The sequence below is a fragment of the Streptomyces sp. NBC_01445 genome (genome assembly GCF_035918235.1).
GTDB lineage: Bacteria > Actinomycetota > Actinomycetes > Streptomycetales > Streptomycetaceae > Streptomyces.
The window spans coordinates 10,157,380-10,168,857 of sequence record NZ_CP109485.1 but is presented as its reverse complement, the minus strand read 5'-3'; the positions used below and the strand labels follow the sequence as shown (position 1 = coordinate 10,168,857).

Genomic DNA, 11,478 nt, shown 5'->3' with positions numbered 1-11,478 from the left:
CAGTGACCGATGGGTACCCAAGAGCGCGACCGCAAGGTGTACCGGCCGCTATGGCGGGCCGGTCTTGAGGTGATTCCAGACGCCGTGCCGGACGGCACGATGCCGTTCGTCGCCGGATACCGTGCCGAGGACGTGGCCGGCGGCTTCTCCCACCGGTACGACACCCCACGGCTCGTCGAGCGGCTCAATGGGGACTGGTACGACCTCGCCGTCTCCTCGGGTCTTCTCGATGACCGGCGTGAGTTCCTCGTCCAGCTTCCACAGGGCACCCGCACGCACCGGGCCGCCGTGCAGAACCTGCACAGCGGCAGCGCCGCACCGACGCTCTGGACCCGGGTTCGGCTCCTGGACCACTGGGACATCATGGGCCGGGGCGCGGCATCGGCGTTCCTCGGCATACACGCGGGCCACCCGGGCTTCGCCATGATGGCTCTCGACGGCAGCGTGTCCGTCATTGCCTCGACGGGCGAGATCGGCGTCGACGTGTTCGCGGTGTGCCACCCGGACCGCTCGGAGAACATCCTGCAGTACCTGGAACAGATCACTCTTCGCGACAGTCCCTACGTCAACCGCGAGTTCAAGGAGCGGATCGCGGTCTGGCTCGCGGGCCGCGCACCTAGCGCTGTCTCGTCCATCCTCGCTGTGTCGAGCTTGGGAGACGGTCCGTTGGCGCCGCGTCCGTAACGGGACTCTGCTGCCCAAGTCAGTCGCTCGCGATCCGGACGAAGATGCGATGATGCGTTGGTGGTGACAGATGCCCAGTGGGTTCGGATTCGCAGGGGTCTGCGCTTCGGGCAGGTCTTCGAGGGCACCGTCGTGAACGTTCCTCGGCCCGGCGTGATCGGGATCTTTGTGGACATCGGCCTGACCGTCGGAGGCTTCGTCGATGCTGCGTTGCTTCCGGATCAGAGTGAGGACTGGCCAGCGGAAGGCACCGTCGGTGAGTTCGAGATCTGGTGGGTCGACAGCCGCGAGCAGATCCGGCTGAAGCCGGCCGATTCTCGGTACCTGCGTCACGACTTCGCAGATTACGTTGAACGCTTCCGTCCCGGTTGGCCGTCCGACGTTGGCCGTCCCATCCGTGACCCCGGTCCTCCGTCTCTCGATGAGTTGCAGGCCGCACTTCGACCTGATGGGCCGTCGGCTGGCTCCCCCTGAGAAGCCGTATCTCAACCGAACAGGATCGCTTGATTTCTGCTGGTCAGGCATGGTGTCGCTCGGAATGAGGGAGGCATCCGGCGTCTTGTTTCCGCTCCGTGAGCGAGGGGTGCGCGATGACGTCGGTGCTGGGAATGCTGGAGGAGCGGGAGACGGCTGCCCGGGTGCGGGTGGAAGGGCTGCGGGAGGAAGTCGCCCGGTTGTCTGGGGTGTTGGAGGCTGCCGAGATCGATCTGGACCGGCGGGTGATCGCGCGGGAAGAGCTGGTCGAGGCCCTGGCAGCCTCGGCTGCGGAGACCACCGCCGTGACCGAGGCCGAGGCGGAGCAGGAAACCGTGCCCTCGCCCGTGCCGGGCTCGATCGTGCCACCTTGGCGCGAAGGGTTGCCGGTGACGGTGCTGGCGCCGGACTACCAGCGGATCCTGGGCGTGCTCGACGAGCGGCAGCCAGCGGGCCAAGGACCGCTGAAGGCCAAGGAAATCACGGTGGAGCTGGGCCTTCAAACGACGTCGGCGAAGGTCGAAGGGGTGCGCTCGAAGGCCAGGCGCCTGGCGGAGCGCGGGTGGCTCGTGCAGGAGACGTCGGGGATGTTCAGCGCCGCCCGGCGGCCCATGGCCGTGCCAGACGCCGCCCCATCCGCGTGACCATCGACCACCGGATCATCGCCTCGCTGCTGGCCGGCAACGTCTCGTAGTCCCGGGCCAGCCGGCGCGAATGCATCAACCACGCGAACGTGCGCTCCACCACCCACCTGCGCGGCAGCACCACGAAGCCCGTGGTGTCGTCGGTGCGCTTGACGACCTGAAGGGTGAGCGCGAGTTTCTGCCGGCACCAGTCGACCAGGCCGCCGGTGTAACCGCCGTCTGCCCAGACCAGGCAGATGTCACGGTGCAGGCGGCGCAGCCGCTGCAGCAGGCCCACCGCGGCATCCCGGTCCCCGACGTTCGCGGCGGTCACCGCGACGACCAGGAGCAGACCGAGGCAGTCGGTCACGATGTGCCGCTTGCGGCCGCCCACCTTCTTCCCGCCGTCCCAGCCGCGCGAGACGGACGGCACCGAGGCCGCGGCCTTCACCGACTGCGCATCGATGATCCCCGCCGTCGGCTCCGCCTCACGGCCCTCCCGCTCACGCACCCGTCCGCGCAGCCGATCGTGGAACTCTGCGATCAGCCCGTGCTCGCGCCAGCGGCGGAAGAAGGCGTAAACCCGGCCCCAATCAGGGAAGTCCACGGGCATCGCCCGCCAGGAGATCCCGCCCGCGACCAGATAACGGACGGCGTCCAGCATCTGTCGATGACAGTAGCCCTCGGGCTGCCCGCCCCGGCCCTGGAGCCAGGCCGGCACCGGCAACAGCGGCCGGACGGCCGCCCACTCCGCGTCCGACATGTCCGAGGGATACCGGCGTTCCCGGTCCGGATGGTCGGCCGCGTTGCCGTACACATGCGCGAGGCAATCACACGATGGAGCAGCCGAGTTGAACTGAACGGGCTCGGACGCGTACAACAACGACACCAGGGCCTCCCGGCACTGCTCGGTTAGATTCGCATCCCCGAGCTACCGAGAGGCCCTGTCTTCATGCACGTACAACGGGAAGATCACCCCGACGGGAAAACCGTTCGACCCACACGTTCCATGATCGGTTGAGATACGGCTTCTGAGGTCTGGTGAGGCGGCCGCCGGCCTTGGTGTGAGTTAGCTGGCCCGGGCTCGGGTGCTGGCAAAGCGGTATGAGTCGGTGCCGGTCTCGATGATGGTGCCGTTGAAGGTGAGGCGGTCGACTTCATGCCGGAACGGTGATCACGCCGGATCGCCGCGTACACTCCGGCCTTGGATATCTGGGGCATGACCAGGGCCTTTCACCAGAAGCACCCCGATGCTGCCCTGGCAAGTACCCCAGCGCTGTCAAAAATTCGTGAACATCACCCAACCGTGGATCTGGGTGCCTCCCAAACCCGTGAACAACCGACGGTGCTACTGGGGGTTCCGGCTCTACTTCTGCGGTGCGTGCACGCTGATTAATGCGGTGGGGAGGGTGGTCCCGGCTGGTTAGGCTCCGAGCTATGAGTGGACCGGTGTTGGTGATCGAGTTGGCGGAGGCCGTCCCCCGCGCGGTGATACAGCGGCTCCGCGGCCTTCTGGTTCGCTCCTCGGCACGGTTTGAGGAAAAGCGGGTCGGCGAGTACGACCTGAACCTGCACGCGGATAGCCTCGGCATCTCGGACACCGGGGGCGTCGACGGACGGCGGCCCATCCTGGTCTCCGTCATGGGGCCCGGCATCGGCGACGAGTCCATCTTCGAGGCCGAGCAAGCCGACGAAGTCGATCACGAGCCTTTCATCGGCTTCACGCCGACCCACTCAGTCGATGTCGTCGCCTTCTGCAACCCTCCAGTTGACCACGTCGTCACGGCTCTGCTGACCGCCGCCGTTATGGATGTGGTCGGTGGCGTCGTCAATGCCGAACTGAGGGAGGACCAGGTGCCAATCGTGGCCGACCTTCCGGGCGTCATCGCAACGAGGACCGATCCACGGCCCGCCGCCTACGGTTCGGCGGAGTTCCTCAGAGCATGGGCTCAGCAGCCCGGCTTCCGGCTGCTGAAGTAGCCGGAACTCGGCCAGCCGGCTCAGGCGAGCGACTTCACCTACTGCCCGGAGAGCTCAGCCGCCGCTCAGCGTCGCCGCGTCACAGAAGTTGAGCCAGAGCCACTACTGGTGAAAAAGGCCACCCGCACCGATGTAGCCCTTGTCCGTCAGGGTCGGCAGGCCGTCAGCTGCCGACTTGTAGAGCGCGGGCAGAACGTAGGTGCGCGCGGTGGTGATGTCGGGGTGGAGCCAGGTTCGACGTCGGAGACCCACAGCGGGGTGCCGTCAGGTGCGGACAGGAACTGGATGTTGCCACCGAACGCCTTGTGTTTCTGGCTGAACCACAGGTCGTTGCCGTTCTCGCGGACGCCCGCGAGACGGTCTGATTCGATCAGCGTGCCGTCCAGGATCGCGTGCGTCATGCCAGCTCGCTGACACCTAGCCAGGACTTCGTGCAGGTCCGGGGCCTGGTCGTCGAGGACGTCGATGCCCCCGTGGCGCCGACTGACTGCTGACAGACAGGCCCTGCTCGCGCGTGCCCACCTGCGCTGCGGGCACACGTACGCCCAGCTCGCGGCCGGCTTCGGGATCGGGCTGGCCACCGTCTACCGGTACATCGCCGAGGCGGTTGAGATCCTGGCCGCCCTCGCCCCAACCCTTCAGCAGGCCTTGACCGTCGCCGCCAACAAGGCATTCGTGATCCTGGACGGCACCCTGCTGCACATCGACCGCATTGCCGCCGACCGCCCCTACTACTCTGGCAAGCACAAGCGCCACGGGATGAACGTCCAGGTCATCGCCGATGCGTTCGGACGCCTGGTCTGGGTCTCACCCGCCCTGCCGGGTGCCGCCCACGACATCAAGGCCCACGTACCCACGGCATCATCGAAGCCCTCACCCAAGCCGGCATCCGGACGTGGGCAGACAAGGGATATCAGGGAGTTCGGGCCCGGTGCCTTACCGAGGGCCCTGGAGAACATTCCCAGCCGGGAAGCGGGCGGTGAACTCCTCCCGCGCCAGAATCCGAGCCGTCAGAGAGCAGGCCAACGCCACCCTGAAGAGTTGGCGGCTCCTGCGCAAGCTCCGTTGCAGCACCGTCCGTATCACCGACATCGTCAAGGCGGTGCTGGTCTTGCACCTCGCCACGGCAGCCTGAGGTCGCTACGGCCGGAGGCAGGACAAGGACAGCGCCGCCATCAACGACAGCAAGGGAGCCCGCTCACCGTGGCAGACGTCAGAGTCACCTACGACCAGACCGTGGACGCAGCGTACATATACCTCACCGAACCGCAGGCCCGCGTGAAGTCGGCGCGCACGTATCCCTGCGATCCAATGGACGTCGACGGCATGATCAACCTCGACTTCGACGAGCAGGGTCGCCTCATCGGCATCGAGGTGTTGGCGGCCAGTTCCAAACTGCCCGAGTACCTGCTCCAGTCCGCGGAGCGACTGGATACCGATGGCGCATGAAACAGTCGAGCACCGCGCTCGCGGCGACCGCGGCGCGCCGTGCAGCAGGTTGGAGAAGGCTCACTGTCCCCGAGTCCTCACGGGCGAACGCGGATGATCGTCTTCCCCTTGCGTCGCGTGGTCGGGTTGAGGGCGGCGACGGCATCGTCGAGGGGCGAGACGTCACCGATGTTTGTCCGCAGCCGTCCGTCCCGCACCCGCTGCACGATCTCAACCAGTTCGGCACGATCGACCTCGACAACGAAGTCCACCGCCAGGCCGTCAGCGGGTCGCGCCTCGACCGGGCCGACGATAGACACCAGCGTTCCTCCAGCCTTGATCAGGGCAGCGGACCGCTTCTGAACGTCGCCACCGATGACATCGAAGACCAGATCGACGCCGCCGACGTCTGCCAGCACGTCATTCTCGAGGTCGACGAACTCGTGCGCGCCGAAGTCGAGTGCCTTCTCACGGTCGGCGGCGCGTCCGGTGCCGATCACGTAAGCGCCGGCCTCACGCGCGAGCTGGGTCACCATCGTCCCGACCGCCCCGGCCGCGCCATGAGCGAGAACGGTCTGGCCAGACTGAAGGCGGCCGTGCTGGAACAGCCCCTGCCACGCGGTCAGACCTGAGATTGGCAGGGACGCGCCTACCGTGAAGTCGACGTCGCCGGGCAGCGGCGCGAGGTTGCGTGCTTCGATCGCCACGTACTCCGCCAGGGTGCCGTCACGGTGCCAGTCGGCGAGGCCGAACACCCGCTGCCCGACCGACAGCCCCGTCGTGCCGTAGCCGAGGGCGGTGACCACTCCGGCCAGCTCGTGGCCAGGGATCGACGGTGTCTTGTCACGGCCGGCGCGATCGGTCCAGGTCGATGGCCACTCCATCTCAGTCGGCACGAAGCCCGATGCGTGAATCTGAACGATGACGTCGTTGATCGATGCCTGCGGCTCAGGCCGCTCCGTCAGCGTCATCCCGGCCGTTCCCGCAGCCTGGTCGGTTACCACAATGGCTTTCATTGAGATTGTCCTCTTCCTCGTATGTGTTGTGGTTTTGGTTTCCGGGTGAGTGTTTAGACGAAGGTGAACAGCTGGTCGGCGTCGAGTCCAGCTCCGACACACGCGCCCCCGGCGGCACGGTCAGCAGGGAATCGAGGACTCTGCCAGCGGCAGAACAGCGGCCGGACCGGGCTCGACGATCACTACAGTCCAGTCTCATGACGACGATTACGACGCGTACGGTCGAGTATCCGGCCGACGGTTTGACGATGATCGGGCACCTCGCGCTCCCGGCCGGTGTCGACCGCCGGCCCGCGGTGCTGCTCGGACCAGAGGGCATGGGGCTCAGCGACGTCGAGCGCCGCCGGGCCGATGCTCTCGCCGAGCTGGGATATGTAGCGCTAGCCTTCGACCTTCACGGCGGGCGCTATTTGAGCGATCCCGAGGAGATGCTGGCCCGTTGCCTGCCGCTGCTCGCCGACCCCGACCGGATGCGGGGCATCGGCCATGCGGCGCTCGACGTGTTGCGCACCGAACCGCGGACCGATTCCGACCGGATCGCCGCCGTCGGCTACGGCACCGGGGGCGCCGTCGGGCTGGAACTCGGGCGCGACGGCGTCAACCTGCGCGCGATCGGGACAGTCAACGCAACTACCACGGGCCGACCGGGCGAGGCAGCGCGCATTCGGTGCCCGGTGTGGGCCGGGGTCGGGTCGGAAGACCCGATCATGCCGCCCGCGCAACGCAAGGCGTTCACCGCTGAGATGCAGGCCGCGGGCGTCGACTGGCGCCTCGCGGTCTACGGCGGCGCATTGCACGCCTTCCACCATCCGCCGGTCGACCACCCCGTTGTCCCCGGCGTCGGCTACCACCCACGGCACGCGCAGCGAGCCTGGCGCGACGTCGTCGACCTGCTCGCCGAGTGCCTGCCCGTGACGGAGGATCTGGGGGCATGACCCAGGCAAACATGCTGGCACCAGGCTTGGTCGGCGTCATGCCTGGGACGCCTCAAGCAGCGTGGACGGGTTCGGCAGATCGGGGCATGGATGCGTTGGCCTGGACGGCGGGCCGGGTGAGCCTGCGGGTCATGAGCGTGATCGAGGCGAGGGTAAGCACCGCCTCGGAGTGCTCAGGCCGGGTCTCGTAGTCGCGCACGTTCCGACGCGCATGCGACAACCAAGCCAGTGACCTCTCTACCACCCAACGCCTCGGCAAGATCACGAAGCCCTTGGCGCCCTTGGGCCTGCTCACAGTCTTGATCGTCAGGTGGAGGATGGACTTGGCCCAGGCCACGGGGGTGCCCGCGTAGGCCAAGTCGGCCCAGACGATGGTGATTTCGGGGTGCATCAGCCGGAGCCGGAAGAAGGCTTCACGGGTGGCGACGCTGTCGTGCATGTCGGCCGGAGTGACCATCACGAACAGCGGGAGCCCTTTGAGGTCCACGATTATGTGCCTCTTCCGGCCCGGCGTCTTTTTCCGGCGTCGTATCCGGACGTGGAGCGCGGGACGGTGGCCGCGACCTTGACGGACTGGGAGTCGATCACCGCCGCCACGGGGTTCGGTGACGTGCCCTGCTCGTCCTGACGAACCTCGAACTCGACCGCTGACAGACGATCAAGACCGAAGACAGCCGCCCACGACCAGCACGAGCACCCACGAACCCCGCCACACCAGCAGCCGCACCAGCGAAAACCATGGTGGATCTTCAGTGAAGATCCGACTGGACCTCGGTCAGTCGGTGCCTTCGACGATGCGGAAGTCGCGCTCGACGCCGTCGGAGAGGGCGACCAGCGCCTCCTGGTAGGCCGCACTCTCGTGCGCCGCGACGGCCTGCTCGAAGCTGTCGAACTCGATCAGGACGGTGCGCTCGGCGATTCCGGCGTCATGCGCGACGACCCGACTGCCACGGGCGAGGATCCGACCGCCCCCGGCCTCGACGGCCGGACCGGCCAGCTTGTTGTAAGCAGCCAGCTTCTCAGGGTCTGAAATGGTGCGGTAGGCGCTGACCCAGTAGCCCTTGGGCATGGAACCTCCAGTGGTGGGATGAGTGCATCTGACTTACGGGTTGGTCTCGGACGAGCGTCGGCGGGCGAGAGCGAGGCTTGTCAGCGTCGTGATCGCCATGGCGCCGATGCCGACCAGCGCCGCGGTGGTGTAGGCGCTGTCGTCGGGGAAGAGGTGGCCGGGGCCGGTGCCCGCGGCGAGGATCAGGCCGCCGATGGCGCTGCCCATGGAGTAGCCGACGCTGCGGACGACGTAGTTGAAGCTCATGGCGCTCGACGTCTCGCTCTTGGGGGTGACGGCCAGGATGACGCCGGGCATCGCGGCCGAGAAGCCGCCGACGCCGAAGCCGAGCACGCCCATCGCCGCGAACAGTTCGGCCAGGTCCGACCGGGCCGCCGCGAACAGGGCGAACCCGCCGCCGACCACGACGGCGCTGCCGGCCAGGAGCAGGGGGTCGGCGATCCGCGTCCGGACCCGCGGCGTGAGCTTGCCGGCGACGAATCCCAGCACCGAGAACGGGATGAGGACCAGCCCGGCGACGAAGGTTGTCAGCCCGAAGCCGTAGCCGGCGCCGTGCGGCGTCTGCGCGTACCGGGTGATGAGCGTGAGCAGGAGGTACATGCCGATCCCGCCGACGAACATGGCGAGGTTCGCCCCGGCGACCACCGGGTGCCGCACCGCCCGCACATCGACCAGGGGCGTCGTGCTGCGCAGCTCGATGACGGCCCAGACGCAGAGCAGCACCACCGCGACGACGGCGAGGCCCGCCGCCACGGCGAGGTGCCGGCTCCACAGATTCCGTTCGCCGGCGAGGAACAGCACCAGGACCAGCGCAGCGGCCAGGACGACCGCGCCTGCCACGTCCACGTGGGCGGAGCGGCCTTCGGGGGCTTCGGGCATGGAGCGCCACGCGGTCAGGAGGGCGGCGGCGGTGACGACCAGGCCGAGGCTGTAGGCGGCCCGTACCCCGCCGAGCTCGGCGAGCAGTGCGGCCAGCGGGTAGCCGACGCCGGCCCCGATGATCGAGACCACCGAGATCAGGGCGATCACGGCCGCGCTGCGCTCCTCGGGGAGGTGGTCCCGGGCCACGCCCATCATCAGCGCCGTCAGCCCGAGCCCGACGCCCTGGGCCGCCCTGCCGGCCAGCAGCCACGCGAACGGCAGTGGTAGCACGGTGAGCGCGCTGCCGGCGACGACGACCGCCAGCGTGGCGAGGATCGTGGCCCGCCGGTGCGGGCCGGCTCCGAGCCGGCCCAGGACCGGCGTGGCGACGGCGCCGCTGAGCAGCGCGACGGTCAGCGTCCACTGCGCGCTGCCGAGCGGGACGTGGAACGAGGTCGCCACGCTGGTGATGAGCGGCGTCCCGAGGCTGGCGACCGCGGACACGACCAGAGCGATGAACATCAGGGCGGGGACGAGCAGCCGCGCCTCGGAACGCGCCGCCGGGAACGCCTTCGCCGCGACCCCGCCGACCGGCTGCCCGGTCACCGCTTCGGCCCTTCGCGGTCCTGGCTTTCGAGCTCGGTCAGATGCCTCAGCGCCGGAAGGGCCGCCACCAGCGCCTCGACCTCGTCGCCGGTGAGCTTGCCGATCAACCGCTCGAACGCGTGGACGCCCGCCTGGCGCCGCGTCCGGACATAGGAGGCACCGGCCTCGGTCAGGCACACCAGCGTGACCCGCTTGTCGGACGCGTCGCCCCGCCGCTCGACCAGGCCGGACTCCTCCATCACCCGGACCAGGGTGGTCATCGCGGGCTGGGTGACGCCCTCGACCGCGGCCAGATCGGTGATGCGCCGCGGGCCCGTCCGGTCCAGGGTGGCCAGGGTGGCGGCGGACGTCAGGCTCATGTCCCGGGGCAGGCGTCTCGCAGCCCTGGTGGCCAGGGCGTAGAGGGCCGCCCCGATGGCGGCGGACGCGCCAGGAGCGGTGTCTTGACGACTCATGCTCGAAGCATAGCATTTTTATATTCATAGTTTATGGAAATGGTCGACTGGCGCGGGCGGCACCGCCTGTTGCGGACCCGAGGCCATCGAGATCGACGACAACTTCGGCTCCACCCTGTACGCCGAAGACGAGCGCGACACCCTGCCCGCTGAGGCCCTCGCCGCCTCCCTCGGCTGCGGCAACCCGACCGCGGTGGCCGACCTCCACGAAGGCGAACGCATCCTGGACCTCGGCTCCGGCGGCATCGACGTACTGCTTTCCGCTCGCCGCGTCGGTCCCACCGGCAAGGCGTACGGTTCGACATGACAGAGGAGATGCTCGCCCTCGCGCTCGAGAATCAGCAGAAGGCCGGCGCTACCAACGTCGAGTTCCTCAAGGGCACCATCGAGGCCATCCCGCTGCCCGCGAACACCATCGACGTCGTCATCTCCAACTGCGTCATCAACCTGTCCACCGACAAGCCCGCCGTCTTCGCCGAGATGATCCGGGTCCTCAAGCCCGGCGGCCGGATCGGAATCTCCGACGTCGTCGCCGACGACACCCTCACCCCCGATCAGCGTGCCGAGCGCGGCGACTACGTCGGCTGTATCGCCGGAGCCCCCTCCTTCGCCGAGTACCGCCAGGGCCTCGAAGCCGCCGGGTTCACCGACATCGAACTCAGCCCCACCCACGCGGTCGCCAAAGTTCTTTGTACGCGCCGTGGCTCAGACGTATCCGACCGCCCTACGCTCGCCTGAACTGCCCGGCCAAGGGGCGGTGCTCACGGCGGAACAGAGCCAACGTCTGCGGGACGCCGCTCGTAGGAAACCGCCACGGGTGCTGGGAAAAGACGCACGCCCCGGCAGCACCGCCCCGACGAGAGGCTCGGGCGCTCCCGGGGCTGCCTGACGTGCAAGATCCACCTCGCCGGTGAGGGTGGACGCCGCCCCCTGGCCCTGCTGATCACTCCGGGCCAGTGGGGCGACGCTCCGCAGCTCATCCCGGTCATGGACCGCGTCCATGTCGCGCGCCTCGGCGGCGGACACCCGCGCACAAGGCCCGACCATCTCGGCGGCGACAAGGCGTACTCGTCCCGCCGCAACCGCCGCTACCTGCGACGGCGCCAGATCAAGCACACCATCCCCGAACCGAAGAACCAGCGGACCAACCACCAGCGAAGGGGCAGCAAGGGCGGCCGGCCCGCAGGCTTCTTCAAGACGATCTACAAGCGAAGGAACGAAGTCGAGCGAACGATCAACGCGTTGAAGAACTCCCGGGCCGTGGCCACGAGGTTCGACAAGCGCGGCTACATCTTCCACGGCACCGTCACCGTCGCGTCGATCCGACTCTGGCTCCGTCCGTGATCT

General features: G+C 68.2%; 12 protein-coding genes and 5 pseudogenes. 9 read left to right on the top strand and 8 right to left on the bottom strand.

The annotated features are described in order from the left end of the window. The first annotated feature begins 9 nt into the window (after positions 1–9). The 3 genes from OG574_RS46665 to OG574_RS46655 all read left to right on the top strand — a co-directional run bounded on the left by OG574_RS46665 (position 10) and on the right by OG574_RS46655 (position 1,802). Positions 10–684, top strand: a complete 675-nt coding sequence (locus OG574_RS46665; RefSeq protein WP_326778239.1) for a hypothetical protein — start codon at positions 10–12, stop codon at positions 682–684. Positions 685–744: 60 nt separating this feature from the next. Further along, positions 745–1,158, top strand: a complete 414-nt coding sequence (locus tag OG574_RS46660) for a hypothetical protein (RefSeq protein ID WP_326778238.1) — start codon at positions 745–747, stop codon at positions 1,156–1,158. Positions 1,159–1,274: 116 nt separating this feature from the next. Then, complete coding sequence (locus OG574_RS46655) at positions 1,275–1,802, top strand: hypothetical protein (RefSeq protein WP_326771326.1); 528 nt, start codon at positions 1,275–1,277, stop codon at positions 1,800–1,802. Here OG574_RS46655 and OG574_RS46650 read toward each other — a convergent pair. Both OG574_RS46650 and OG574_RS46645 read right to left on the bottom strand, forming a co-directional pair. Beyond that, positions 1,750–2,544, bottom strand: coding sequence for an IS5 family transposase (locus OG574_RS46650; protein ID WP_326771325.1), 795 nt, complete (start codon positions 2,542–2,544; stop codon positions 1,750–1,752). The two genes, OG574_RS46655 and OG574_RS46650, sit on opposite strands and share 53 nt — an antisense overlap. Before the next feature lie 306 nt (positions 2,545–2,850). Then, positions 2,851–2,937: pseudogene (locus OG574_RS46645) on the bottom strand (IS21-like element helper ATPase IstB); the annotation flags it as partial. A gap of 281 nt (positions 2,938–3,218) precedes the next feature. Between OG574_RS46645 and OG574_RS46640 the strand changes: the two are divergent. Next, on the top strand, positions 3,219–3,761 hold the full coding sequence (locus tag OG574_RS46640; RefSeq protein ID WP_326778237.1) for a DUF6368 family protein: 543 nt from the start codon (positions 3,219–3,221) through the stop codon (positions 3,759–3,761). Between the two features lie 146 nt (positions 3,762–3,907). Here OG574_RS46640 and OG574_RS46635 read toward each other — a convergent pair whose 3' ends face one another. After that, complete coding sequence (locus OG574_RS46635; protein WP_398379683.1) at positions 3,908–4,162, bottom strand: transposase family protein; 255 nt, start codon at positions 4,160–4,162, stop codon at positions 3,908–3,910. A gap of 73 nt (positions 4,163–4,235) precedes the next feature. Here OG574_RS46635 and OG574_RS46630 point away from each other — a divergent pair. Together OG574_RS46630 and OG574_RS46625 are read left to right on the top strand one after the other, a co-directional pair. After that, positions 4,236–4,896 (top strand): annotated as a pseudogene (locus OG574_RS46630) (transposase family protein); the annotation flags it as partial. 68 nt (positions 4,897–4,964) lie between these two features. Beyond that, complete coding sequence (locus OG574_RS46625) at positions 4,965–5,210, top strand: DUF2283 domain-containing protein (protein WP_326778236.1); 246 nt, start codon at positions 4,965–4,967, stop codon at positions 5,208–5,210. A 77-nt stretch (positions 5,211–5,287) separates the two neighbouring features. Here the strand turns inward: OG574_RS46625 and OG574_RS46620 are convergent, their stop codons facing one another. After that, positions 5,288–6,205 carry an NADP-dependent oxidoreductase gene (locus OG574_RS46620; protein ID WP_326778235.1) on the bottom strand — a complete coding sequence of 306 codons (918 nt, stop codon included), beginning with the start codon at positions 6,203–6,205 and terminating at the stop codon, positions 5,288–5,290. Positions 6,206–6,402: 197 nt separating this feature from the next. Here OG574_RS46620 and OG574_RS46615 point away from each other — a divergent pair, with 197 nt between their 5' ends. Next, positions 6,403–7,140, top strand: coding sequence for a dienelactone hydrolase family protein (locus tag OG574_RS46615; RefSeq protein ID WP_326778234.1), 738 nt, complete (start codon positions 6,403–6,405; stop codon positions 7,138–7,140). Positions 7,141–7,216: 76 nt separating this feature from the next. On the opposite strand, the pseudogene OG574_RS46610 reads toward OG574_RS46615, so the two are convergent. The 4 genes and pseudogenes from OG574_RS46610 to OG574_RS46595 all read right to left on the bottom strand — a co-directional run. Then, positions 7,217–7,821 (bottom strand): annotated as a pseudogene (locus OG574_RS46610) (transposase); the annotation flags it as partial. Positions 7,822–7,915: 94 nt separating this feature from the next. Further along, positions 7,916–8,209, bottom strand: a complete 294-nt coding sequence (locus tag OG574_RS46605) for a DUF1330 domain-containing protein (protein WP_326778233.1) — start codon at positions 8,207–8,209, stop codon at positions 7,916–7,918. Positions 8,210–8,242: 33 nt separating this feature from the next. After that, the gene (locus OG574_RS46600; protein ID WP_326778232.1) at positions 8,243–9,676 is read right to left on the bottom strand and encodes an MFS transporter; all 1,434 of its coding nucleotides are present in this window, start codon (positions 9,674–9,676) and stop codon (positions 8,243–8,245) included. Beyond that, positions 9,673–10,035, bottom strand: coding sequence for a MarR family winged helix-turn-helix transcriptional regulator (locus OG574_RS46595; protein WP_326778839.1), 363 nt, complete (start codon positions 10,033–10,035; stop codon positions 9,673–9,675). The genes OG574_RS46600 and OG574_RS46595 overlap by 4 nt, the downstream gene beginning before the upstream one ends. Positions 10,036–10,153: 118 nt before the next feature. Between OG574_RS46595 and arsM the strand changes: the two are divergent. Then, positions 10,154–10,869: pseudogene (gene arsM, locus OG574_RS46590) on the top strand (arsenite methyltransferase). Between the two features lie 87 nt (positions 10,870–10,956). Continuing rightward, a pseudogene (locus OG574_RS46585) lies at positions 10,957–11,475 on the top strand (IS5 family transposase); the annotation flags it as partial. Positions 11,476–11,478: the final 3 nt, after the last annotated feature.